Raw genomic sequence first — 24,129 nt, 5'->3', positions numbered from 1 at the left:
GTTCCGGGGTCGGCGGTTCCGGGCGGGCCGCTCGCGGAGCGGCCCGGGGGCGGGGAGACGGGTCAGAGGCGCCGGCCGGAGGCCAGGGCGAGGTAACAGGCGGCGAAGTCGGTGACGGCGAGGAGTTCGGCGAGGGCTTCGAGGGCGCCGCCCTCCTCGGGTTCCAGCTCGCTGACGGGCGTGTCGTGGCCGAGGGCCAGTTCGCGGGCGGCGGGGGCGGCGGTGAGGCCGCCGACGTCGGCGGGGCGGTCGCGGAGCAGTACGGCGCGGGCGTGCAGCGCCTGCGGGTCCTCGACGCGGTCGCGGAAGAAGTCGTCGGGGTCGGCGCCCCCGGCGAAGTCGCCGGCGAGGAGGCCGCTGTGGGCGGCGAGCGCCTCGGGGAGTTCCGCGGCGAGGGCGGGGCGGCCGGCGAGTTCGGCGAGGACGGCGGCGAAGCGGCGGCCCACGGGAGCGGCGGCGGCGCCCTCGGTCCAGATCAGGGGCAGCGCGTCGGAGAGTTCGGCGGCGAGGGTCTTGGCCGGGTTGGCGTACGTGGCGACGGCGGGGCCGCAGCGTTCGGCGGTGCGGTCGAGGCGGTCGGCTGCCTTCTCCAGCGCGTCGGCGGGGGCCGTGAACAGGCCGACGCGGTCGAGGAGGGCGAGGAGCGGGGTGAACAGCGCCCACAGCGCGCCGGGACCGGCGGCCTGCGGTTCGCCGTACGGCTCGCGGGGCGCGGTCGCCATGGGGACGACGAGGCCGTGGGTGTTGCCGACGGCCTCCGCGATCAGCGAGTGCCGCGGGGCGACGGCGACGACGGTGACACCGCGGCGGTACGCCTGCTCGGCGAGGGTGACGAGGCCGGGTTCGGAGCCGTCGTTGGTCGGGACGAGCAGCAGGTCGACGGAGCCGGCCCAGCCCGGGAGCGCCCAGCGGAGCGCGCCCGCCGCCGGGGCGACGCCGGTGGGGTGCAGCCGGGTGACGGGTGCGGAGGCCCCGGCGAGGGCCGCGATCAGGTCGGCGGCCCCGGTGGCCGCCGTGCCGGTGCCGGCGACGAGGACGGTGCGGGGGCGGCCCTCCGACCGGAGGTCGGCGACGCCGGCCTCGGTCGCGTGCCGGGCGGCGGTGCGGACCCGGGCGCCGGCCTCGGCGGCGCCGCGCAGGAGGCCGCGGCGGTCCGCTCGGGCCAGTGCCTCGGGATCGTCGAGCAGCGACTCGTCGAACATGGGTGGGGCCTCCGATCGCCGGTGCGGGGTGTCGCCGGGGCGGTGGGGTGGCGGGATCAGTCCGGGCGGCGGGCCTCGTCGACGAGGAGCACCGGGATGCCGTCCCGCACCGGGTAGGCGAGGCCGCAGTCGTCGCCGGTGCAGACCAGCTCGGGGGTCTCCTCGGCCGTCCGGTCGCCGAGGGGGGCGCGGCAGGCGGGGCAGGCGAGGATGGAGAGGAGGCCGGCTTCGAGCGGCATGGGGCGGTTCCCTTCGGGTGCGTTCACGGCGGCCGGCGGAGCCCGTGCGGGCCCGGCCGGTCCGGTGGGGTGCTGCGGTCCCCCGGCGTCGTCAGCCTACCGCCGGGGGGCGGGGCACGCCGGGGCGGCGGGACGCGGACGGGTACCCGCCCGGGGCCGGCGCCCGTGCGGGTGCAGGGGGCGCCGGTCCCGGGGAGCGGGCGGTGGCCGGTCAGGCGCGGACGAGGGAGAGGACCTCGTCGCGGACCTTGGCCATGGTGGCCTCGTCCCTCGCCTCGACGTTGAGGCGGAGGAGCGGCTCGGTGTTGGACGGCCGGAGGTTGAACCACCAGTCGTCGCCGCTGACGGTGAGGCCGTCGAGCTCGTCGGTGGTGACGCCGGCGCGGGACGCGAAGGCCCCGCGTACGGCGGCGGTGCTGGCGGCTTGGTCGGCGACGGTGGAGTTGATCTCGCCGGAGGCCGCGTAGCGGTCGTACTCGGCGACCAGCGCGGACAGCGTGCCCTCCTGTCCGCCGAGGGCGGCCAGGACGTGGAGGGCGGCCAGCATGCCGGTGTCGGCGTTCCAGAAGTCGCGGAAGTAGTAGTGCGCGGAGTGCTCGCCGCCGAAGATCGCACCCGTGCGGGCCATCTCGGCCTTGATGAAGGAGTGGCCGACGCGGGTGCGGACGGGCGTCCCGCCGTTCTCGCGGACGACCTCGGGGACGGACTGCGAGGTGATCAGGTTGTGGATGACCGTTCCGCCGGGGTGCTTGGCCAGCTCGCGGGCGGCGACCAGCGCGGTGATCGCGGACGGGGGGACGGGCTCGCCCCGCTCGTCCACGACGAAGCAGCGGTCGGCGTCGCCGTCGAAGGCCAGGCCCAGGTCGGCACCCTCGGCGCGGACGCGCTGCCGGAGGTCGACGATGTTGGCCGGGTCGAGCGGGTTGGCCTCGTGGTTGGGGAACGTGCCGTCCAGTTCGAAGTACATCGGGACCAGCGTCAGGGGCAGGCCCTCGAAGACGGTGGGGACCGTGTGGCCGCCCATGCCGTTGCCCGCGTCGACGACGACCTTCAGGGGGCGGACGGCGGAGAGGTCGACCAGGGACCTCAGGTGCTGCGCGTAGGCGGCCAGGGTGTCCGTCTCGGTGATCTCGCCGGGGGTGGCGACCGGGGCGGGGGCCCCGGAGTCCCGCCACGTCTCGACGAGGGCGCGGATGTCGGCGAGGCCGCTGTCCCGGCCGACGGGGGCGGCGCCGGCGCGGCACATCTTGATGCCGTTGTACCGGGCCGGGTTGTGCGACGCGGTGAACATGGCGCCGGGCAGGTCGAGGTGGCCGGAGGCGAAGTACAGCTGGTCGGTGGAGCACAGGCCGATGAGGGTGACGTCGGCGCCCCGGGCGGCGGCCCCGCGCGCGAAGGCGCCCGACAGGCCGGGGGACGACGGGCGCATGTCGTGGCCGACGACGATCGCGTCGGCCCGGGTCACCTGGACGAAGGCCGCGCCGAACAGCTCGGCGAGCGCCTCGTCCCACTGATCCGGCACCACTCCGCGGACGTCGTACGCCTTGACGATCTGCGACAGATCAGCAGTCACTGACCAACCTCCTGCGAGCCTGTGTGGGGTACACAAGCTACCCGCAGAGGTGACGGATACGTATGGAGGGGACCTACGGGACCGAACCGGGGGCTTACGCGTCGGGGGCTTACGCACCGGGGCGGCGTCACCGGGCGCCGGGCCGGTGCGCCGGCGTCAGGGGTCGGGGGAGCGCAGCACGCGGAGGTGGCCGCGGCGGCCGACCTCGACGGGGTCGCCGCCGCGGGGGCCGCCCTTGCCGTCGGCCCGGGCCCGGCGCTCCTGGGGGCGGGCCGCCTCGCGCACGGCGTTGGCGAGGGCCTCCAGGTCGTCGCCGCTGGGGCGGGCGGGGCCGGAGGCGTCGGACAGCCGGACGACCTCCCAGCCCCGGGGCGCGGTGAGGCGCTCGCTGTGCTCGGCGCACAGGTCGTAGCAGTGGGGTTCCGCGTAGGTGGCGAGCGGGCCGAGGACCGCGGTCGAGTCGGCATAGACGTACGTCAGTGTCGCGACGGCAGGGCGGCCGCACGCGGTGCGCGAACAGCGACGTACAGGGCTCACGACGTTGGACGGTACCGCACTCTTGAGCGGGCCGCGACGACTCTCCACCGGGTCACCCGCCCGTGTCGCGGTGTGACGTCGGGCACAGGAGGGTTCCGGAGGGCCGTTCCGACCTGCGGGAGAGGACGGGGCGGATGCCGGGGAGAGGGCGGTACGGACACCCGGCCGGAGAGCCCTCGGAAAGAATCCGGTCATTTCCATACGTGGTTCGATCGCTTGAGGACGGCGAATTTTGCCCTCGGTTGGCTGGAACGCTCATACGGCGACATGCCGGGGGCGCGGGCGGAGAGGGGAACGCCACACGTCCCGGAAGGCTACGCTGCGTCAGGTGATGGACAGCGCAGGCCCACCCCGCCCGACCGAGCCGCGACCGCGCCGCCGTGATCGCCACGGCCGGGGGATGCGCGGCCCCGTGGCACCGCCCCAGGTCCCCCTGTCCGCCACGCGGGCGGACACCTTCCGCGACCTGGTGCAGGACTCCGTCGAACGGCTGGAACGGCTCTGGCCCCAGCTCGGCGAGGTCGACTTCATGGTGCTGGAGGTGCCGGCGGCTCAGGACGACTCCGTGCCGCTGGGCAGCTCGGCACCGGCGACGCGCGACCGGCACGCGCGCGTGATCGTGTACCGGCGGCCCGTGGAGCTGCGGGCCAAGGGCCGGGACGAGCGGGCGCTGCTGGTGCACGAGGTCGTGGTGGAGCAGGTCGCCGAGCTGCTGGGCCTGGCGCCCGAGTCGGTGGACCCGCGCTACGGGCAGGACTGACCGGCGCGGGCCGGTGCGCCCGCGCCCTCCGCACGGTGCACCGGCCCGGACGGCCGGGCCCCGGCCATCGGGGCGGCCGGGTCTCAGTCGTCCAGGACGGCCAGGTCCTGCTCCGCCTCCGGTACGGCGACCTTCGCGCGGTCGTCGGCGAAGGTCTGCAGGGTGAACATCGCGATGCCGTCCTGCGGCAGGGCCAGCATGCGCGCCGCGTGGACGGGGCCGCCGGACAGGGTCTCGACCGTCAGGGCGTAGGAGCCCTTGAGCCCGGAGGGCACGGGCGGGGCGACCGCCAGGGTCGTGCCGGCCTTGACGGTGTACGTCTTGGTGGCGGGGGTGCCGCCCCCGGTGCCCGGGGAGGCGGTGACGCGGACCTCGGCGGTCTCGCCGGGCGCGGTCAGCGACAGGGTGGTGCCCCCGGCGCGGTTGTCGGCGACGGTCGCCCGCTCCCCCACCGGGCCGGCGGCCGGGACGAAGGCGACCTCCTGCTTCTCGCCGGAGCCGCGCACCACGCGCAGCGCGGCGACGACGGGGGCGGCCCGCCCCGCCCGGGCGGGGGACAGCAGCAGGGCGCCGGCCTCGCCGTTGGTGAGGTCCCTCAGGTCGGCGGAGGCCGTCATCCCGGACTTCACGCGGATCGTCTGCTGGACGGCGGGGGTGATGGTGCCCGTGGCCCCGGCGAGCTGGATCTTCAGCTCGGCGTCGTCCTCGCCGGGCGTGTACGCCATGAGCTGCACGGACGTGGCGTCCGCGGGGATGCCGGGGAGGACCAGTGAGGGGGCGGGGTCGGCGGAGGCCGGCAGCCAGTCGCTGCCGAGCTGGTCGACGGCGGAGCGGATGACCGCGCCGACGCGGCCGCTGCGGACGGTGACGTGGGCGGTGACGTCGGAGGTGGCCGGCTTCGCGGTGAGGGTGGACAGCAGTACGGGGACGCTGGACCGGGCGGGGACCGGGATGCCGTCGGTGAGCTGCGACTCCAGGGCGCCCTCGGGACCGTACAGCTCGACGTCGACGACGGCGGCGGTGTCGTCGGGGTTGGTGAGGTGGACGTAGTCGCGGCGGTTCTCGGCGGTGGAGGTGCCGGGGAACCAGAAGTCCGTGTCGGGGGGCGTGCAGGTGACGCCGAGGAGGCCGCGGGCTCCCCCGGCGGGGACGACGGTGGTCTGCTGGGTGGTCCAGCCGGGGGCGAGCCGGCCGGAGGCGACGCCGATGAGGGCGGGGGCCTCGGCGCCGTCCGCCTCCGCCGTCACGGGCGTCCCGGGGGCGGTGGCGGTGACGACGGCCTTGTCCGCGGCCGGCTTCCCCGCGGCCGCCCCGTCCTTCTTCCCGCCGCCGTCCTTCTTCCCGTCGCCGTCCTCGCCGTCGCCGTCCTCCGGGGCGGTGGGCGGCGCGTCCCGGAGGGCGGCGGCCGGCTTCAGCTCGGCCCTGTCCGGCAGTACTCCCCCACCGGCCGGGGCACCGGACCCGGGCCCGTCGGCGGCGGGGGTGAACGAGGTGTACGCCGTCTCGGCGACCTCGGAGGAACTCGGTGCCGGGCACAGGACGCTGCTGCGCTCGACCGGCAGCTCGGCGGGGGCCGCGTCGGCCGCCCGGACGGAGCCGTCCGTGCCGGGGGCCGTCAGGGAGGCGAGGCCGGTGAGGGCGGCGAGGGCGGTCGAGACCGCGAGGAGGGAGAGGGTGCTGCGGTTCACTGGTGGCTGCTCCCGTCGGGACGCTGCTCGTTCTCGTAGCCGTACGGGTCGTACGGGCCCTGCTGCTGGTAGGGGTACGGGTGCGGCTGCCGGTCGTACTGCTGCCCGGTCCCGGTGGGCGCGGCCGGGTCGTACAGGTCCTGCCGGTGAGAATCCTGCCGGTACGGATCCTGCTGGTACGGATCCTGCTGATAGGCGTCCTGCCGGTACAGATCCTGCTCGTACGGATCCTGCTGATAGGCGTCCTGCCGGTACGGATCCTGCTCGTACGGATCCTGCTGGTAGGCGTCCCGCTGGTGCGGATCCTGCTGGTAGGCGTCCTGCCGGTACGGATCCTGCCGGTACGGGGTGCCGGCGTGGGGCCCGGCGTGGGGCTGCTCCTCGTACGCCGTCTGCTGTTCGTGGCCCTGGACGCCGTACGACCGCCGTGCGTACGGATCCTGCTCGCCGTACCCCTGCGCGGCGGTGAGGTCCGGCGTGGTGCCGGGCGGGTCCTGCGGGCCGGGTACGGCGTACGGGTCGGCGTACGGGTCGTCCGCCCGGTCCGGTACGGGTGCGGGCGCGGGCGCGGTGTCCGCGCCGGGCTCGGCGGCCGCGGCGCGGAGCCTGCGCGCGCGGCGCCCGTCGCCCGTGGCGTCCTGGCCGGGGACGGTGGCCGGGGCCTCCTCGGGCAGGTCGTCGTCGACGTCGCGCCGGCGGCCCGGCAGGGCGAGGACGACCAGGACGACGGCGAGGGCGCACTGGGTCCAGATCCACGCGGTGCGGGTGAGCGGGGCGTCGTGGGTCAGGTCGAGGCGGCCGCCCTGGGCGGGCAGCTTGAAGCCCTGCGCCCAGCCGTCGACGGTGGTCCTCTCCAGGGGCCTGCCGTCGAGGGTGGCGTGCCAGCCCTCGTCGGCGCGGTCGGCGATGCGCAGGATTCGGCCCTCTCCGCCGGCGGGGATGTCGCTGTGCGCCTCGACGGGGCCGGAGCCGACGGGGAGGGGTTCGCCGCCCGCCCCGGCGCCTCCGGCGGTGCCGGCGGCGGGGACGACGACGGCGCGGGCGACCTGGCGGTCGACGCGCCACAGGGCGCTGCCGTCGCGCTGGCTGAGCCGGCTGAGGCCGGGCGTGGCGTCGAGAACGCGGCCCATCTCGCGGGGCGCGCCGTCGCGTACCAGGACGTAGCGGATGGCGAAGCCGCTGAGCTCGGCGGTCTGGTCGGCCCCGGAACCGGCGACGAGGTGCGCGACGACCTTGTCGAGGCGCGGGTCGCCGCCGCCCGCGGCGGTCAGTTCGGCGTCGCCGAGGCGGGCGCCGGAACCGCGGACGAGGGCGTAGGAGACCTTGGCGGGTGACGGGCCGTCGAGAACGAGGGTGCGGGGCTGGTCGCGGGTGACGCTCTCCTCGGCGACGAACGCGGGCACCTGGGTGGGGTCGCGGCGCTCCAGGGGGCCCGCGGCGCCGCCGATCATCCAGTTGGCGGCGGAGACGAGGGGGCCGGCGGCGGCCGCGAGGGCGACGAGGGCGGCGACGGGCTGGCGCCAGCCGAAGCTCTGCGCGGCGACGCGGGTGCGGCCGCCCTCGGCGCCGATCACGCCGGCGGCGAGGAGGGCGAGGCCGTAGACGAGCGTGGCGGGGCCGGCCCAGCCGGTGGCGTGCTCGCCGGCGCCGTTGGTGAGGACGGCGAAGAGGAGGGCGACGAGGGCGACGGCCCAGGCGCTGCGGACGGCGAACCGGCGCTCCGCGCGCAGCAGGGCGGCGAGGGCGGCCAGGACGAGGCCGAGCAGGACGAGGCCGCCGACCGTGCGGGGGCCGCCCGGACTGGCGCCGAGCAGGTCGAGCGCGGACGCCGGGCCCGTGCGGATCTGCGTGCCGGCCTCCTTCAGGAAGGCGGCCGGGTCGGTCAGCAGGGACAGCGACCAGGGGGCGAGGACGAGCAGCGGCGTGCCGGCGACGGCGAGGAGGCGCAGCCCGTACGCGGTGATGTCGTCGCGGCGCAGGACGAGGGCGGCGGCGCCGAGGACGACGGCGAGCGGCCAGACGACGGGGGTGAAGGCCGTCGTGAACGTCAGGAGGAGGGTGTACGCCCAGGTGGCGCGCCAGCTGCCGCGCGGGGCGCCGGGCCCGCCGCCGCGCAGCCCGTACGCGGCGACGGCGGCGCGGGCCGTGAGGGGCAGCAGGACCGCGAGGACCGCCGTGCCGAGGCGGCCGGTGGCGAGGGCGCCGGTCGCGGCGGGCAGGAAGGCGTAGGCGACGGCGGCCCACGCGCGCAGGAGCCGCGACTCGACGAGGGAGCGGGAGGCGAAGTACGCGGTGAAGCCGGCGAGCGGTACGGAGCAGACCAGCAGCACGGCGAGCGCGAGGCCGGTGGAGCCGAGGAACAGGCCGGACAGCGCGGCGAGCAGGGCGAGGTAGGGCGGGGCGCTCTGGGTGCCGCCGGTGCCGAGGGGGTGCCAGGCGTCGGCGTACCGGCTCCACAGGCCGCCGACGTCGTCGGCGACGGGCAGCAGTGCGCCGCCGGCGAGGGAGCCGCCGCCGAAGAGGCCCCGGCAGGCGATCAGGGAGACGAACAGGAGCAGCGCGAAGAGGAGCGGGCCCGGTCGGCGGGCGATCTTCTTGAGCCGCGCGAACTGCTCGACCTCCAGGTAGTCGGCGTCGTCGCCGCCGGGGCCGGACTCGACGGCGCCGTGCCGCGAGCCGCCGGAGTCGGCGTCGGCGCCGCCGAAGTTGGAGGCGACCTGTTCGACCGCGGCGCGGACGGTGGCGCCGGGCGGCGGGAAGAGGGGCCGGAGCTCGGCGGGGTCGCCGGCGCGGGAGGCGCGCCGGCGGCGGGCGGCGACGATCCGCTCGGGGCGGAGGAGGACGCCGCACAGGCCCATGACCTCGTCGACGGCCTGGACGGGGGCCTTGCCGACGAGGTAGGCGAGGGTGCGCAGGAGGGTGCCGACGAGGAGGCGGACGAGGAGGTACGGGAGGGCGGCCGCGCGCGCGTTGGCGAGGAGGGTGTAGACGGCGCCGGCCTTGTCGACGCGGTGCGGGTTGGCGACGGAGCGGCCGGCGCAGTCGACGGTGCGGCGCTCGCGGGAGGCCGCCTCGGCGTGGCGGAGGACGGCGTCGGGGGCGACGAGGACGCGGTGGCCGGCGGCGTGGGCGCGCCAGCACAGGTCGACGTCGTCCCGCATGAGGGGCAGGCGGCGGTCGAAGCCGCCGAGTTCCTCGAAGACGTCGCGGCGGACGAGCATGCCGGCGCTGGAGACGGCCAGGACGGGGCGGATCTGGTCGTGCTGTCCCTGGTCCTGTTCGCGGCGGTCGAGGCCGGTCCAGCGGCGGCCGCTGTGGGCGATGGTGACGCCGACCTCGAGGAGCTGCTTGCGGTCGTACCAGCCGAGGAGCTTGGGGCCGATGATCGCGGCGTGCTCGTCGGAGTCGGCGACGCGGAGCAGCTCGGCGAGGGCGTCGGGGGCGGGCGCGCAGTCGTCGTGGAGGAGCCACAGCCACTGGACCGGTTCGCCGTGCGGCAGCTCGGGCATCTCGTGGACGTCGTCGCGCCAGGTCCTGCCGACGGGGTCCCAGCCGCTGGGCCGCCTCAGGTAGGGCAGTTCGTCGGGGCCGAGGACGGGCGCGGTGCGGGCGGCCTCGTCGACGGCGGCGCCGAAGCCGGTGCGGCGGGCGAGGTGCAGTACCCGCTCGTCGCCGACGGCCTCCGCGACGAGCCGGGCGGACTCGTCGGCGCTGCCCGTGTCGGCGGCGACGACGTACTGCACGGGGCGCTCCTGGCCGAGGAGTCCGGCGAGGGCGTCCGGCAGCCAGCGCGCCCCGTCGTGCGAGACGAGCACGGCGGTGACGACGTGCCGCGGGAACTCGGGCTGCTGCGTCGGGGAGGCGGCGGAAAACGCGGCTGTGGTGGCGGACATCGAGGTACGGGCCCTCCGGCCGGGGGTCGCCCGCGTCGCGGGGCGTCGGAGCGTCTCTGACGGGGCTCCACACTAATGGCTGGCACGACAGCGGTCCGCCGCCTGTGGACAGGGCACAGGCGGCGGACCGCTGGGCGGGGGCGTACGGGTGGTGTCCGCGATCGGGCGGCGGCCGCCGCCGGGGTCCCGGGCCGCGGGACGGCCCCGGGGAGGGGTCAGACGGCGGCCTTCTTCAGGCGGCGGCGCTCACGCTCGGACAGACCGCCCCAGATGCCGAACCTCTCGTCGTTGGCGAGTGCGTATTCGAGGCACTCCGAGCGGACCTCGCAGGCGAGGCAGACCTTCTTGGCCTCACGGGTGGACCCGCCCTTCTCGGGGAAGAAGGACTCGGGGTCGGTCTGGGCGCACAACGCGCGATCCTGCCAGCCGATTTCCTCCTCCGCGTCCTCGACCAGCAGCTCCTGGAACAACTCGGTCATCTGTGCCCCTCGTCTGTCTGTCACGTCCCCGTGATGCCGCCGCTTCCCGTTCCCAGCCGAACGACACGAGCGAAATTACAAGTGTGTATCTCCGGGGCAGTCAAGCGGGGATCTGCTATCGGCCCCGGTATTCACTCTGCGGAACCAAAGTGAAGCAGAAAGTGTTGAAATCGGTAAAAAAGGCACCGCCCGTTCTCCGTCCCGTACCCCGCCGCCGGACGCCTCCCCCCGAGGGGGGACGACCGGGTCCGCGGTCCTGTTGCGTCCGGGCCGGCGAAGCGGCCCGGATCACAGTCGGAGCGCGGCCCCGGAGAGGCGCGCACGGGCGGTTCCTGCGCCGTGTGTCCCGGACCCGGCCGGCGCAAACCTCCCCGCCCGCGACCCGGCCGGATGGGATGAGGCGCCGCCGCCGAACCGGTCACCGGTTTGACAGAACGAATCCGGCCGGTCCACCGTGGGGGCATGCCAGCGACCGCAGCGCCCTCCGCGACCCACGCCACCCGTGGGTTCCGCCGCGCTGTCCACGCGCGCTGTTGCTGTTCGTGCCGTTGACGCCGTAGCGCCCCGGCCCCTCACCCAGGCGAGTCCCACGCCGCATCCGCGCGCGCCCCGTCCCCCGGGCGCCACCGCGCGGACCCGTACCCGCCGCACCCTCCCCGAACCGCTCCACCGAGGAAACACACCGCCGTGAACAGCGACAGCGACCTCCAGGTCGCGGGCGACATCCTCGCCGTCCAGCACCTCCTGCAGCCCGCCGGGGAACACCCGTCCACCGTGGCCGAGTTCGCCGGCCTCGCCCACTCCATCGCCGCCGACCGCGCCCTGTGGGCGCCGCTCGTCGAGTACGACGCCACCAGCCGCTGGTACCACCGCCTGCGCACCGGACCCGGCTACGAGGTGTGGCTGCTGTCGTGGCTGCCCGGCCAGAGCACGGGGCCGCACGACCACGGTCGGTCCTCGGGGTACTTCACGGTGCTGGAGGGCGGGCTGACGGAGCGTACGGACGGAGGCGCGCGAAGGCTCGCCGGGGGCGCCCGGGGCGCGGCGGGCCGGTTCGTCGCCCCCGGCCGGGTCCACGAGATCGCCAACGACTCGCTCGAACCGGCCGTCAGCCTGCACCTCTACTTCCCGGGCCTCACCGAGATGCCGGTGCGCGACGCGCCCGGGACCGCCCGCGCCCTCGCCCCGGAGGCCCGGAGCGCCGCCCCCGCCTGACAGACTGCCCGCATGCGCATGGTGGTTCTGGCCGGTGGCATCGGCGGTGCCCGCTTCCTGCGCGGCCTCAAGCGGGCCGCGCCCGACGCGGACATCACGGTCATCGGCAACACGGGTGACGACATCCATCTCTTCGGGCTGAAGGTCTGCCCCGACCTGGACACGGTGATGTACACCCTCGGCGGCGGCATCGACGAGGAGCGGGGCTGGGGCCGCGCGGACGAGACCTTCGCCGTCAAGGACGAGCTCGCGGCGTACGGGGTCGGGCCGCAGTGGTTCGGCCTCGGCGACCGCGACTTCGCCACGCACATCGTCCGGACCCAGATGCTGGGCGCCGGCTACCCGCTCAGCGCCGTCACCGAGGCGCTGTGCGACCGGTGGCGGCCGGGCGTGCGGCTGCTGCCGATGTCCGACGACCGGATCGAGACGCACGTCGCGGTCGAGATCGACGGCGAGCGGCGGGCGGTGCACTTCCAGGAGTACTGGGTGAGGCTGCGCGCCTCGGTCGAGGCGCAGGCGGTGGTGCCGGTCGGCGCCGAGCGGGCCGAGCCCGCGCCCGGGGTGCTGGAGGCGATCGCCGCGGCGGACGTGGTGCTGTTCCCGCCGTCCAACCCGGTGGTGAGCATCGGCACGATCCTCGCCGTGCCAGGCGTCCGGGAGGCCGTCGCGGCGGCCGGCGTCCCCGTCGTGGGCCTGTCGCCGATCGTCGGGAACGCGCCGGTGCGCGGCATGGCCGACAAGGTCCTCGCGGCGGTGGGCGTGGAGGCGACGGCCGGCGCGGTCGCCCGCCACTACGGCTCGGGGCTGCTCGACGGCTGGCTCGTCGACACGGTCGACGCGGACGCGGTCGCGGAGGTGGAGGCCGCGGGGATCCGCTGCCGGGCCGTGCCGCTGATGATGACCGACGTCGACGCGGCGGCGGCGATGGCGCGCGAGGCGCTGGCCCTCGCCGAGGAGGTCCGCGGATGACCGCCTCGTACCGGGTGTGGGCGCCGGAGGGGATGCCGGAGGTCGCGGAGGGCGACGACCTGGCCGCGCTGATCGCCGCCGCCGAGCCGGACCTCGCCGACGGCGACGTCGTCCTCGTCACCTCCAAGGTCGTGAGCAAGGCGGAGGGCCGGGCCGTCGCCGCCGCGGACCGCGAGGCGGCCATCGACGCGGAGACCGTCCGCGTCGTCGCCCGGCGCGGCACGCTGCGGATCGTCGAGAACCGCAACGGGCTGGTGATGGCCGCGGCCGGTGTCGACGCGTCCAACACGCCCGCCGGGACGGTCCTGCTGCTGCCCGAGGACCCGGACGCGTCCGCCCGCGCCCTGCGCACCGGGCTGCGCGAGCGGCTCGGCGTCGTCGTCGGCGTCGTCGTCACCGACACCTTCGGCCGGCCCTGGCGCAGCGGACTGACGGACGTCGCGATCGGGGCGGCCGGGGTGCGCGTCCTGGACGACCTGCGGGGCGGTGCCGACTCGTACGGGAACCCGCTCGTCGCGACGGTCGTGGCCAGCGCGGACGAGCTGGCCGCCGCCGCGGACCTGGTCAAGGGCAAAACGGCGGGGCGTCCCGTCGCCGTCGTGCGCGGCCTGCCGCACCTGGTGGCCGGGGACGGCGGGGACGGCCCGGGTGCGCGGGCGCTGGTGCGCGGCGCGGACGACGACATGTTCCGGCTCGGCACCTCGGAGGCGATCCGGGAGGCGGTCGCGCGGCGCCGCACCGTGCGGGCCTTCACCGGGGACCCGGTGGACCCCGGGGCCGTACGGCGCGCGGTGGCCGCGGCGGTGACGGCGCCCGCGCCGCACCACACGGCGCCGTGGCGGTTCGTGCTGCTGGAGAGCGCCGCGGCGCGGACCCGGCTCCTGGACGCCATGCGGGAGGCGTGGGTCGCGGACCTGCGGCGGGACGGGCTGGACGAGGAGGCCGTCGCCCGGCGCGTCCGCCGCGGCGACATCCTGCGGAACGCGCCGTACCTGGTGGTGCCGTGCCTGGTCGCGGACGGCGCCCACCGCTACGGGGACGCGCGTCGGGACGCCGCCGAGCGGGAGATGTTCGTGGCCGCGGCGGGCGCCGGGGTGCAGAACCTCCTGGTGGCGCTGGCGGGCGAGCGGCTCGGCTCGGCGTGGGTGTCGTCGACGATGTTCTGCCGGGACGTGGTGCGGGAGGTGCTGGACCTGCCGGACGACTGGGACCCGATGGGCGCGGTCGCGGTCGGACGGCCCGCCGGGCCGGCGGGGCCCCGGCCGGAGCGGGACCCGGAGGACTTCCTCACCGTGCGGTGAGCCCCCGCGGACCCCGGCGGGGCGGGCGGCGGGCGCCGGAGGCGGCGGCCGGGACAGGGGCGCGGGCGGCCGCGGTCCGCCCGCCGGGGCGCGCCGGTCACGGTCCGCCCGCCGGGGCGCGCCCGTCGCGGCGGGGACAGGGGCGCGGCCGCCGCGGTCCGGACAGGGCGGGGCGGTGCGGGCGGGGCGGTCAGAGCGCGGCGATGTCGCGCGGCGTCATGCGCGGGGCGCGGCGGGGCGGGACGCGGCCGCTGAGCAGGATCAGCCGGGCCGCGCGGTGCCGCTGCCCGGCGTACGGCCCCAGCAGTTCCAGCATCTGCGCGTCGTCCGCGTCGCGGCGGCCGGCCAGGGCGTGGCCGACGATGCCGGGCAGGTGGTAGTCGCCGGTGGTCACCGCGTCGGGCGCGCCGTTGCTGCGCTGGACCGTCTCGGCGGACGTCCACGGGCCGACGCCGGGGACCAGTTCCAGCCGGCGCCGGGCCTCCTCGGGCGCCATGCCGGCCGCCTCCTCCAGACGGGGGGCGACCCGCACGGCGCGGAGCACGGTCGCCGAGCGCTTGCCGTCGACCCCCGCGCGGTGCCACTCCCAGGACGGGATCAGCGCCCACGTGCGGGGCTCCGGCACCACGGAGAGGCGGAGCCCGGCGGGGGCGCCGGGCGCGGGGTCGCCGTAGCCGCGCACGAGCAGCCGCCACGCGCGGTACGCCTCGTCCGTGGTGACCTTCTGCTCCAGGATCGAGGGGATCAGCGACTCCATCACCAGTCCGGTGCGCACCAGCCGCAGCCCCGCGCGGCGCCGCCGGGTCAGGGCCAGGAGCCGGTGGCGGGGCGTGAACGCGTCCGGGTCGTCCTCCTCCCCGAGCAGGACGGGGAGCCGGTCGAGGAGCCACTCCGCGCCGCTCCCCCACGCCTCGGCCTCGACGGTGCCGCCGTGCGCGGCGACCCTCAGCGTGCCGGGCCCCCGGGGGGTGCGGCAGGTCCGCCAGAACGCCCCGTCGGGCGTGGCCCGGAAGGTGGGGTCGGCGGGGCCGCGCCGCAGCGGGGCCAGGGTGAGCGCGAGGTCCAGCGGCCACGGCGGCGCCCAGCTGCGCCGCCGGGGCGCCGCCGCCGGGGCGCCGCCGGCCCGGGCGGGCGCCGGGACCGCGCGTCGGGGGCGGGGGGCGTAGCGGCCGGCCACGGGGGCTCCAGTGGTGCGGTGCGGGGCGTTCGGTCCCGGACAGCGTAGCCCCCGGCCGGGGCGGCTACTGGTCGGAGGAGAAGCGCACCGACGCGTCGGGCAGGCGGGCGCCGCACCAGACGCGGACCCCGTCGCGCAGCTCGTTGTCGGCGCCCACGCGGGCACCGTCGCCGATCACCGCGCCGTGCAGCACGGTGCGGGCGCCGATCCGGGCGCCCTCGCCGACGAGGGAGTCGGTCACCACCGCGCCGGGCTCGACGACCGCGCCCGCCATGACGACGCTGCCGTCGATCCGGGCGCCCCCGCCGACCTCGGCGCCCGCTCCGACGACCGTACCGCCGGTGAGCTTGGCGTCCGGGGCCACGGTCGCGCCGTCCACCACCAGGCGGTCGCCGCAGCGGCCCGGCACGGCCGGGGAGGGGGCGCGGCCCAGGACGAGGTCGGCGGAGCCGCGGACGAACGCCTGCGGGGTCCCGAGGTCCAGCCAGTACGTGGAGTCGACCATGCCCTGCAGGTGGGCGCCGTCGGCGAGGAGGCCGGGGAACGTCTCGCGCTCGACGGAGACGGGCCGGCCGGCCGGGATCGTGTCGATGACGGACCGGCGGAACACGTACGCGCCGGCGTTGATCTGGTCGGTGACGATCTCCTCGGGGGTCTGCGGCTTCTCCAGGAAGGCCGTGACGCGCCCGGTGCGGTCGGTCGGGACGAGGCCGAAGGCCCGGGGGTCCTCGACCCGGGTCAGGTGCAGGGAGACGTCGGCGCCCGAGGCCCCGTGGGTGTCGACCAGGGCGCGGATGTCGAGGCCGGTGAGGATGTCCCCGTTGAAGATGAGGACGGGCTCGTCCGGCCCCGACGTGAGCCGCGGGGCGACGTTGCGTATCGCGCCGCCGGTGCCGAGCGGCTCCACCTCGGTGACGTACTCCAGGTGGAGCCCGAGCGCCGACCCGTCGCCGAAGTACGGTTCGAACACCTCGGCCAGGTAGGAGGTCGCCAGCACGACGTGTTCGACGCCGGCCGCGCGGGCCCGGGCGAGCTGGTGCGTGAGGAACGGCACACCCGCCGCGGGGACCATCGGCTTCGGCGTGTTCACCGTCATCGGCCGCAGCCTGGTCCCCTTGCCGCCGACCAGGAGGATCGCTTCTGTCACCTGTCGTCTCTGCTTCCTACTGGACCGGTCGTCGGGAGGTGACCGATCCGGCGCTCCGGCCCCGGCCGGAGCGCGCTCATATGATCGGCACGACCAGGCAGTGTAGGCAGATCCTAGGCGGACCCGGGCGGACGGCCGGGCGCGGCGCCCCGGTCAGGGCCTGCCCTGGTACTTGGCCGCGGCGGAGCGGACCGTTCCGAGCTTGCCGTACAGCTTGGCCCCGGGGCAGGCGGTGGCGTAGCCGTCGCGGTGCCCGGAGACGTTGACGAACGGGACCTTCGTGCCCTTCTTGTACCGGTTTCCGCCGCCCGAGGTCAGGGTGCTCCTGGCGCGCGGGTCCTTCGCGTGGAGGCCCAGTTTCCACGCCGTCAGCTTCGCCACGGCGGTGACGGCCTTGGCGGGCGGGGTGGCGGAGGAGAACGAGCCGAGCACCGCGACACCGGTGGTGTTGGTGTTGAAGCCGAGGGTGTGGGCGCCCTGGACGGGCTTGGCCACGCCGCCGGCGCGGCCCTCGTAGACGGTCCCGCACTTGTCGACGGCGAAGTTGTAGCCGAGGTCCCGCCACCCCATGCTCTGCACGTGGTAGCGGTAGATGCCGCGCAGGACGGAGGGCGCCTGGGCGCAGGTGTAGTTGTTGCCGGTGGCGCTGTGGTGGACGAAGGCCACCTGGACGGACTTGGTGTACAGGAAGTTCGGTTCGCGCAGCTTCTCGTCGGCGCCCCATCCCTTGCGGGTGACGATGCGCGGGCGCGGGCCGATGTACGGCTTCGCGGCGGTGGTGTCCGGGAGGCTCTCCTCGGTCTCGGCCTTGGAGAGCTCGGGGATCTCGGTGGCGCCCAGGGGGGCGAGGTCGGCGTTGACGGCCGAGGCGGCGGACTCCTCGGCGGTGAGCACGTCGGAGGCGTCCTCACCGGGGTCGTCGGGTTCGAAGGGGCTCTCGTCCTCGGCCGGGTCGGCGGTTCCGGTGTCCTCGTCGGCGGGCTCGCCGGTCCCGGTGTCCTCGCCCGCACCCGTGTCCTCGCCGGTGCCCGTGTCCTCGCCGGTGCCGGTGTCCTCGCCGGTGCCGGTGTCCTCGCCGGTGCCGGTCTCCCCGTCCTCCTCCGCGGGCTCCTCCACGTCCGGGTCGTCCTGCGGCGCGGCGCCCGGGGCGGCGGGTGCCGCCCCGCCGGCCGGATCGCCGCCCGGGTGGACCAGGTCGACCCGCAGGCCGCGCGGCAGGGCGGGCGCCGCGCCGCGCCCGTCGGGCGCCCCGGGCCGTACGCGCACCTCGACGCCGTCCGACTCGCCCACCCACAGCGGGGCGGTCCCGCCGCGCACCGCCCGGGAACGGGCCTCGGCCGTACCGGGGTCGGCGGCGTGGTCGCCCTGGTGGGTCTCCAGGTCCTGCCAGGACGACCAGGCGCCGGTCGCGGTGGACCGCGTGCGCACCTGGACGGTGCCGTGCAGTTCGGCGTCGGGCTCGTCCCAGACCACGCCGAGCAGGGAGAACGGTTCGACGTCCCGGCGCGGCAGGCCCTGGGCGGCGCGGGTGCCGGGGTCCGCGCTGCGCTCGTGTCCGGGGAGCGGCGCGAGGGGCAGGGAGCGGGTGGAGCCGGGATCCGGCGCACCGTCCGCCGCGGGTGCGGCGACGGCCGGCGCGGACAGGGGAAGGGGCAGCGCGAGGGCGGAGCCGGAGGCGGTGGCGACCGCGACCGCTACGCCGATCAAGGGAACTCGAATGGAACGCATAGCCAGATAGTGGACATTTCACCGGAGTTGCGCTTCCCGGATTTCCTGACGCCCCATCGGCCCGTCCGGAGTACGGGATCACCCGCTCGGCCCGCCGCCCCCGCCGCGCCCGCGTACCCTTTCCCGCGTGAACGCCAGCGACCGCACCCCCGCCGACCTGCTGCGATCCGCGCTCGCCGCGGACCCGGCCCGCCCCTTGGTCACGTACTACGACGACGCCACCGGTGAGCGCGTCGAACTTTCGGTGGCCACCTTCGCCAACTGGGTGGCCAAGACGGCGAACCTGCTGCAGGACGGGCTCTGCGCCGAGCCCGGCGAACGGATCGCGCTGCTGCTGCCCGCGCACTGGCAGACCGCCGTCTGGCTGCTCGCCTGCGCGTCCGCGGGCGTGGTCGCCGACCTGGACGGGGACCCCGCGGACGCGGACCACGTGGTGGCCGGCCCCGACCGGCTCGACGAGGGCCTGGCCTGCGCCGGCGGCCGCCTCGCCCTGTCGCTGGCCCCGCTGGGACGCCGCTTCCCCGCGCCGCCCGCCGGCTACGACGACTACGCGGTCGAGGTGCCGGGCCAGGGCGACCGGTTCGCCCCGTACGCCCCCGTCGAGCCCGGCGCCCCCGCCCTCGCCGTGCGCGACCGCGCGGGCGGCCGCACGGAACTGACCGGCGCCGCGCTGGTCGACCGGGCGCGCGCGGACGCGGCCCGGCGCGGTCTCGGCCCCGGGTCGCGGCTGCTGTCCGGACTGGCCTGGGACGACTGGGACGGCGTGGCCGCGGGCCTGTACGCGCCGCTGGCGGCGGGCGGCTCCGTCGTCCTGTGCCCTCACCTGGACCGGCTGGCGCCCGAGGACCTGGCCGCGCGGGTCGGGAGCGAGCGCGCCACCCACCGGGCCGACGCCGTCTGACGCGCCCGGGGCCGCCCGGCGCGGGCACGCGGGCCGGGGCCGCCCGGTACGCCGCCGGCCACCCGTCCGGCGGACCGCGTGCCGGGTCCGCCGGGTACCGGGAGCCTTCCCGGTACATCATCGGCGGTACGCCTCACCGGACGCGGACCCCCGCGCGGGGCGGCCGACGCCTTCGAAGGACGGACCGACGACGTGACGGACACCGCCGGCACTCCCCCGGCCCGGGCGCCCCGGCCGGGCGCCGGCCGGTCTGGTCGCGCTGGGCGGCGCTCGGCTCGTCCGTCGTCGTCCTCGCGGCGGCCGGCACCGGCTGGTGGCTGTACCGGAAGCTCGACGGCAACATCACCACCGACGCGGCGGCGGTGGCCGAACTGGAGCGCTACGAGCGGGAGCGCCCCGCCCCCGTCCCGCGCGGCGGCCGGAACGTCCTGCTCGTCGGCTCCGACACCCGGGCCGGGGAGAACGCCGAGTACGGGCGGGACCGGGGCACCCAGCGGTCCGACACGACGATCCTGCTGCACCTGTCGGCGCGCGGCCACGGCGTGACCGCCGTGTCGATCCCGCGCGACCTGATGGTCGGGGTACCGGGCTGCCGCACGAGGGCGGGCGGCCGGTCGGCGCCGCGGTTCGCCCAGTTCAACCTGGCCTTCCAGGTGGGCGGGACGGCGTGCACGGTCCGCACGGTCGAGAGGCTGACCGGCATCCGCGTCGACCACCACATGGTGGTCGACTTCCGGGGCTTCAAGGACATGGTGGACGCCGTCGGCGGCGTACGGGTGTGCGTCCGCGAGCCCATCGACGACCCGGACGCCAGGCTGGAGCTGCCGGCCGGGCCGCGGACGCTCGACGGCGAGCAGGCCCTCGGCTACGTACGGGCCCGCAAGTCGCTCGGCGGCGGCAGCGACACCGAGCGCATGAACCGGCAGCAGGAGTTCCTCGGCGCGCTGGTGACGAAGGTGCAGAGCAACGGCGTGCTGCTCAACCCGGCCCGGCTGTACCCGGTCCTGGACGCGGCCACCCGGTCGGTCACCACCGACCCGGGGCTCGGCTCGCTGAGGGGCCTGTACGACCTGGCCCGGCGGCTGCGCGACGTCCCCACCGAGAAGGTGCGCTTCCTGACGGTTCCCCGGCGGCCCCACCACGCCGACCCGAACCGGGACGAACTGGTGCAGCCGGACGCGGGGCGGCTGTTCCGGCGGCTGCGCGCGGACGCGCCGGTCGCGGTCGCCCCGGCCGCCGGACGGGACGGCGGCGGGGCGGTCCCCACGGCGCCGTCCACCGGGGGGACGGCCGGGACGAGCACCCCCCCGAAGGCCCCGCCGGGCGGCTCCCGCACGCCCGCCCCGGTCCCCACGTTCACCGGGACCGACGCGGCCGCGAACGCCTGCCCCTGAGCCCGTGGGACCCGCGGGAAGACCCCGGGGGGAGCCGCGACGGGGAGGCGGAGTATGACGATTGAGCGGATTGCCCGCTTGTAAGGGACGTGGAATTTGTCACGGACGTCGCTCCGCGCTGAACTGGGCGGATAGTGTGACGCGATCCGGTGCGGGCTTTTCGAGCAGGAGCCGCGCCCGTGGATCGAAGGACCGAGCGCCCCGCTGGGGGAGGGCGCCTCGCGTGGCACCGACGGAGGATTCAGGCGACCGTGGACGCGCACAGCCGTGGAGGGGCGGAGGGCATCGACCCCGCCGACCAGTGGGTGCTCAACCCGCAGACCGGTAACTACGAACTGCGACTGGACGACTCCGCGGAGCGGTCCCCGTCCTCCGCGCCGTCCCGCGCCACCGCCCCGCCGCCCCGCAAGCGCCGCGCCGCCCACGGGCCGTCCTCGTCCGCCGCCGCGCCGGCCGCCACGGCCGAGGAGGCGCCGACGGGGTCCCGGCGCCGCGCGGCGGAGGTCCCCGGGCAGCGCAGGCGCCGGGCCGCCGAGCCGCCCGCGCAGGGCGGCGGGCGCCGCGCCGCGGCCCCGGCGGCCGGCCGGCGCCGGGGCAAGGGCAAGGGCAGGAAGACCCGTACGAAGAAGGCGCTCGTGTGGACGGGCGGGGTGACCGCGTTCGTCCTCCTCACCACCGGCGCCGGCGCCTACTACCTGTACGAGCGGTTCAACGGGAACCTCAGCACCATCGACGTCGCGGGCGCCGGCGGCGGCAGCGGCTTCAAGAGGGACCAGGCCATCAACATCCTGGTCATCGGCACCGACAAGCGCACCGGCGACGGCAACTCCGGCTACGGCGACAGGGACAGCCCCGGCCACGCCGACACCACGATCCTCCTGCACGTCTCCAAGGACCGCACGAACGCCACGGCGCTGTCCATCCCGCGCGACCTGATCACCGACATCCCCGAGTGCACGACGAGGTTCCAGGACGGCTCGGAGAAGAAGATCCCCGCCCAGAGCGGCGTGCGGTTCAACACCAGCCTCGGCCAGATGGACCGGGACCCGGGCTGCACCATGGCCACCGTCCACGAGATGACCGGCGTCCCCATCGACCACTTCATGATGGTCGACTTCAACGCCGTGAAGACGCTGTCGTCGGCCGTCGGCGGGGTCGAGGTGTGCGTCGAGCAGGCCGTGAAGGACAAGAAGTCCGGCCTCGACCTGCCCGCCGGCACGAGCGTCATCGAGGGCGAGCAGGCGCTGGCGTTCGTCCGCACCCGGCAGGCGTTCGGCAACAAGAGCGACCTGAGCCGCATCCGGACGCAGCAGCAGTTCATGGGCTCGATGTTCCGCAAGATGAAGTCGAGCGACACGCTGACCAGCCCCTCGAAGCTGCTGGCCCTCGCCGACGCGGCGACCGACGCGCTCACCGTCGACCGCGGCATAGGCGACGTCAACAAGCTCAAGGACCTGGGCATGGAGATCGCCAAGGTCGACCCCAAGAACATCACCTTCGCCACGATCCCGGTACTCGACAACCCCGCCGAGCAGGTCAAGGCGACGGTCGTCCTCGACGAGGCGAAGGCCGAGCCGCTCTTCTCGATCATCAAGAACGACATCTCGCTCACCGAGGTGGAGAAGAAGGAGAAGGACGCCCAGAACGCCCGGAAGGAGGCGCAGGCCGCGCTCCTCAAGGGCCCCCGCGCCAAGCCCGCCGACGTGCGGGTCGACGTGTACAACGGCAGCGGCGTGGGCGGCGGCGCCCAGGCGACGATCAACTGGCTGCAGAACTCCGCGGGCGTCCTGAAGTCGACGAACAGGGCCAACGCCCCGGCGGAGATCGCGAGGACGACCCTGGAGTACGCGCCGAACCAGGCGGACCAGGCCCGCGCGCTCGCCGACCTGATGGGGCTGCCCGCGTCGGCGCTGAAGCAGGGGACGGCGGACGCCGGGGAGCGCGAGCCGATGACCCTCACCCTCGGCCGGGACTTCAGGGGTGCGGGGGTCCCCCTCACCGGCCCGGCGAAGGCGCCGGAGGGCGCGGTGGCGGCGGACAAGCAGGTGTGCGCGAAGTGACGCGGACGTGAGGGACGACAGGGGAGACGTGGGTGGGACACAGCAGCGTGCGTGGGGAGGGGACGCGAGACGGCGTCCCGCACGCCCGGAGCGCCCGTGACCCGGGCCGGAGCGCCGGACCGGGCGGGCGGGGCCCGGCGGACGGCCGGACCGGCGCCGGCACCGCGGCGGACGGCGGTACGGGGGCGGGCGCGACGCCCGGCGCCGGGCGCGGGGGTGCCCGGCGCGCGGACGACGGGCCGGACGGGGAGGAGGGCGGCGGGCCGGACGGCCGGCCCGAGCCCGGCGCGCGGGGCGCGGGGGGCGGCCGCCGCGCGGCCGGCCACAGGGCGCGGCAGCGCGCCGCGGGCGGCAGGCGGCGGGTGTTCCGCTGGGCCGCCTCGGTGCTGTCGCTGCTCATACTGGCCACCGCGGGCGCCGGGTACCTCTACATCGAGCACCTCAACGGCAACATCCGCAGCGGTCACCGCAGCGGCGGTGACAGCGGCGTGGAGAAGGGCGCGCCCGACGCGTCCGGCAACACCCCGCTCAACATCCTGCTGATCGGTGCGGACGGCCGCAACTCCAAGGAGAACCTCGCGCTCGGCGGCGCCAAGGACACCGTGGGCGACAAGCCGCGCGGTGACGTGCAGATGCTGCTGCACGTCTCCGCCGACCGCAGGAGCGCCGCCGTAGTGAGCGTCCCGCGCGACACCCGTGTCCCCATACCCGCCTGCAGGGACGCCGCGACGGGCGAGGAGTACCCGCCGACCGAGCGGATCATCACCGAGTCCCTGCAGCGCGGCGGGCCCGGCTGCACCCTGACCACGTGGGAGAAGCTCACCGGTGTCTACATCGACCACTGGATGATGGTCGACTTCGCCGGCGTGGTGCGGATGGCCGACGCGGTCGGCGGCGTACCGGTGTGCGTCAGGCAGAACGTCTGGGACCGGCCGACCCCGCAGGTCCCGGGCGGCTCCGGGCTGAAGCTGAGGGCCGGCGAGACGTACGTCAAGGGCGAACAGGCGCTCCAGTGGCTGCGCACCCGGCACGCGTTCTTCAACGACCAGGGGCGCGCCAAGGCCCAGCACATGTACATGAACGCGATGCTGCGCCAGCTCAAGGAGCAGAACGCGTTCACCGACACCGGGCGCGTCATGGACCTCGCCGAGGCCGGGACCAAGGCGCTGGAGGTGTCCGAGGGCCTGGGCTCGGTGAGGAAGCTCTTCGACCTGGCCATGGAGTTGAAGGACGTCCCCACCAACCGCATCACCATGACGACGCTGCCGACGGTCGAGGACCCCCGCAACCGCGCCCACCTGGTGCCCGTCGAGAAGCCCGCGCAGCAGATGTGGCGGATGCTCCGCGAGGACGTCCCCTTCGACGGCAACGGCGGGCCCGCCCCGGCGGCGAAGCCGTCCGCCGCGCCGAAGGAGGCCGGGCCGGCCGCCGCCGCGCCGTCCTCGCTCACCGTCACCGTCGCCAACGGCACCGGCGCGGACGGGCGGTACGTGGTGCGGGGCCGCGCCGGCGGGATCGCCGAGGTGCTGCGCGGCAAGGGTTTCACCGGGGCCGTGGTGTCCCGGGACATGACGCCCGCGGCGGAGACGGTCCTCGCCTACCCCGAGTCGTCGGGCGCGCAGGGCAGGGCGGACGCGCTGTCTGTGGCGAAGGCGGTCGGCCTGCCCGCCGACGCGGTACGGGCCGCCGGCGACGTGGACGGGCTGAGGCTGACGGTCGGCGGGGACTGGCGCGAGGGCGACGCGTTCCCGGAGCGCAAGCGGCCCGAGGCCGGCGACCTGCCGCCGGACGCGGAGAACTCCAACGGCGCCGACGCCGGCGCCTGCATGGACGTGTACAAGCCCTACCGGTGGTAGCGGGCGGTAC

General features: G+C 76.2%; 18 protein-coding genes. 8 read left to right on the top strand and 10 right to left on the bottom strand.

Annotation, left to right across the window (positions count from 1 at the left end):
- Positions 1-62 precede the first annotated feature (62 nt).
- The 4 genes from LUW75_RS15665 to LUW75_RS15650 form a co-directional block, all read right to left on the bottom strand.
- Complete coding sequence (locus LUW75_RS15665; protein ID WP_250336167.1) at positions 63-1,202, bottom strand: SIS domain-containing protein; 1,140 nt, start codon at positions 1,200-1,202, stop codon at positions 63-65.
- 56 nt (positions 1,203-1,258) lie between these two features.
- Positions 1,259-1,441 carry a Trm112 family protein gene (locus LUW75_RS15660; RefSeq protein WP_250336166.1) on the bottom strand — a complete coding sequence of 61 codons (183 nt, stop codon included), beginning with the start codon at positions 1,439-1,441 and terminating at the stop codon, positions 1,259-1,261.
- A gap of 211 nt (positions 1,442-1,652) precedes the next feature.
- The gene (locus tag LUW75_RS15655) at positions 1,653-3,014 is read right to left on the bottom strand and encodes a phosphomannomutase/phosphoglucomutase (protein WP_250336165.1); all 1,362 of its coding nucleotides are present in this window, start codon (positions 3,012-3,014) and stop codon (positions 1,653-1,655) included.
- Positions 3,015-3,170: 156 nt separating this feature from the next.
- On the bottom strand, positions 3,171-3,599 hold the full coding sequence (locus LUW75_RS15650) for a DUF3499 domain-containing protein (protein WP_250336164.1): 429 nt from the start codon (positions 3,597-3,599) through the stop codon (positions 3,171-3,173).
- A 283-nt stretch (positions 3,600-3,882) separates the two neighbouring features.
- Between LUW75_RS15650 and LUW75_RS15645 the strand changes: the two genes are divergently transcribed.
- A complete protein-coding gene (locus LUW75_RS15645; protein ID WP_250336163.1) occupies positions 3,883-4,311 on the top strand; it encodes a metallopeptidase family protein in 429 nt (142 codons plus the stop codon).
- Between the two features lie 83 nt (positions 4,312-4,394).
- On the opposite strand, the gene LUW75_RS15640 is transcribed toward LUW75_RS15645, so the two are convergent.
- From LUW75_RS15640 to LUW75_RS15630, 3 genes are all read right to left on the bottom strand, one after another.
- Positions 4,395-5,999, bottom strand: coding sequence for a DUF5719 family protein (locus LUW75_RS15640; protein WP_250336162.1), 1,605 nt, complete (start codon positions 5,997-5,999; stop codon positions 4,395-4,397).
- Positions 5,996-9,892 carry a glycosyltransferase gene (locus LUW75_RS15635; RefSeq protein WP_250336161.1) on the bottom strand — a complete coding sequence of 1,299 codons (3,897 nt, stop codon included), beginning with the start codon at positions 9,890-9,892 and terminating at the stop codon, positions 5,996-5,998. The genes LUW75_RS15640 and LUW75_RS15635 overlap by 4 nt, the downstream gene beginning before the upstream one ends.
- A 215-nt stretch (positions 9,893-10,107) precedes the next feature.
- Positions 10,108-10,371, bottom strand: a complete 264-nt coding sequence (locus LUW75_RS15630; RefSeq protein ID WP_250336160.1) for a WhiB family transcriptional regulator — start codon at positions 10,369-10,371, stop codon at positions 10,108-10,110.
- A 687-nt stretch (positions 10,372-11,058) separates the two neighbouring features.
- Between LUW75_RS15630 and LUW75_RS15625 the strand changes: the two genes are divergently transcribed.
- The 3 genes from LUW75_RS15625 to LUW75_RS15615 are packed head-to-tail and all read left to right on the top strand — an operon-like array spanning position 11,059 to position 13,856.
- Positions 11,059-11,586: a cysteine dioxygenase gene (locus LUW75_RS15625; RefSeq protein ID WP_250336159.1), complete on the top strand. Its 528-nt coding sequence runs from the start codon at positions 11,059-11,061 to the stop codon at positions 11,584-11,586.
- A gap of 12 nt (positions 11,587-11,598) precedes the next feature.
- Positions 11,599-12,555: a 2-phospho-L-lactate transferase gene (cofD, locus tag LUW75_RS15620; RefSeq protein WP_250336158.1), complete on the top strand. Its 957-nt coding sequence runs from the start codon at positions 11,599-11,601 to the stop codon at positions 12,553-12,555.
- Positions 12,552-13,856, top strand: coding sequence for a coenzyme F420-0:L-glutamate ligase (locus tag LUW75_RS15615; protein WP_250336157.1), 1,305 nt, complete (start codon positions 12,552-12,554; stop codon positions 13,854-13,856). The genes cofD and LUW75_RS15615 overlap by 4 nt, the downstream gene beginning before the upstream one ends.
- A gap of 190 nt (positions 13,857-14,046) precedes the next feature.
- Here LUW75_RS15615 and LUW75_RS15610 read toward each other — a convergent pair whose 3' ends face one another.
- From LUW75_RS15610 to LUW75_RS15600, 3 genes are all read right to left on the bottom strand, one after another.
- Positions 14,047-15,033 carry a DNA-3-methyladenine glycosylase family protein gene (locus LUW75_RS15610; protein ID WP_250336156.1) on the bottom strand — a complete coding sequence of 329 codons (987 nt, stop codon included), beginning with the start codon at positions 15,031-15,033 and terminating at the stop codon, positions 14,047-14,049.
- A gap of 64 nt (positions 15,034-15,097) precedes the next feature.
- Positions 15,098-16,180: a mannose-1-phosphate guanylyltransferase gene (gene manB / locus LUW75_RS15605; RefSeq protein ID WP_284453838.1), complete on the bottom strand. Its 1,083-nt coding sequence runs from the start codon at positions 16,178-16,180 to the stop codon at positions 15,098-15,100.
- Between the two features lie 153 nt (positions 16,181-16,333).
- Positions 16,334-17,908, bottom strand: coding sequence for a peptidoglycan recognition protein family protein (locus LUW75_RS15600; RefSeq protein WP_250336155.1), 1,575 nt, complete (start codon positions 17,906-17,908; stop codon positions 16,334-16,336).
- Between the two features lie 127 nt (positions 17,909-18,035).
- Between LUW75_RS15600 and LUW75_RS15595 the strand changes: the two genes are divergently transcribed.
- The 4 genes from LUW75_RS15595 (at position 18,036) to LUW75_RS15580 (ending at position 24,119) form a co-directional block, all read left to right on the top strand.
- A complete protein-coding gene (locus tag LUW75_RS15595) occupies positions 18,036-18,809 on the top strand; it encodes a TIGR03089 family protein (protein ID WP_250336154.1) in 774 nt (257 codons plus the stop codon).
- A 362-nt stretch (positions 18,810-19,171) separates the two neighbouring features.
- On the top strand, positions 19,172-20,203 hold the full coding sequence (locus tag LUW75_RS15590; RefSeq protein WP_462933742.1) for an LCP family protein: 1,032 nt from the start codon (positions 19,172-19,174) through the stop codon (positions 20,201-20,203).
- A gap of 251 nt (positions 20,204-20,454) precedes the next feature.
- Positions 20,455-22,263, top strand: a complete 1,809-nt coding sequence (locus tag LUW75_RS15585; RefSeq protein ID WP_250336153.1) for an LCP family protein — start codon at positions 20,455-20,457, stop codon at positions 22,261-22,263.
- Positions 22,264-22,625: 362 nt separating this feature from the next.
- Positions 22,626-24,119, top strand: a complete 1,494-nt coding sequence (locus LUW75_RS15580; RefSeq protein ID WP_250336152.1) for an LCP family protein — start codon at positions 22,626-22,628, stop codon at positions 24,117-24,119.
- The last annotated feature ends 10 nt before the right edge of the window (positions 24,120-24,129 follow it).

The organism is Streptomyces sp. MRC013, from assembly GCF_023614235.1.
GTDB lineage: Bacteria > Actinomycetota > Actinomycetes > Streptomycetales > Streptomycetaceae > Streptomyces.
The sequence above is the reverse complement of the archived record's forward strand: the minus strand, read 5'-3'. Positions and strand labels throughout refer to the sequence as shown.

What these genes read in the sequence shown, in the direction of transcription:
- LUW75_RS15615 (WP_250336157.1), top strand. Translation starts at nt 12,552, where the DNA reads ATGACCGCCTCGTACCGGGTGTGGGCGCCGGAGGGGATGCCGGAGGTC.
- LUW75_RS15645 (WP_250336163.1), top strand. Translation starts at nt 3,883, where the DNA reads ATGGACAGCGCAGGCCCACCCCGCCCGACCGAGCCGCGACCGCGCCGC.
- LUW75_RS15635 (WP_250336161.1), bottom strand. Translation starts at nt 9,892, where the DNA reads ATGTCCGCCACCACAGCCGCGTTTTCCGCCGCCTCCCCGACGCAGCAG.
- LUW75_RS15600 (WP_250336155.1), bottom strand. Translation starts at nt 17,908, where the DNA reads ATGCGTTCCATTCGAGTTCCCTTGATCGGCGTAGCGGTCGCGGTCGCC.
- cofD (WP_250336158.1), top strand. Translation starts at nt 11,599, where the DNA reads ATGCGCATGGTGGTTCTGGCCGGTGGCATCGGCGGTGCCCGCTTCCTG.
- LUW75_RS15665 (WP_250336167.1), bottom strand. Translation starts at nt 1,202, where the DNA reads ATGTTCGACGAGTCGCTGCTCGACGATCCCGAGGCACTGGCCCGAGCG.
- LUW75_RS15660 (WP_250336166.1), bottom strand. Translation starts at nt 1,441, where the DNA reads ATGCCGCTCGAAGCCGGCCTCCTCTCCATCCTCGCCTGCCCCGCCTGC.
- LUW75_RS15630 (WP_250336160.1), bottom strand. Translation starts at nt 10,371, where the DNA reads ATGACCGAGTTGTTCCAGGAGCTGCTGGTCGAGGACGCGGAGGAGGAA.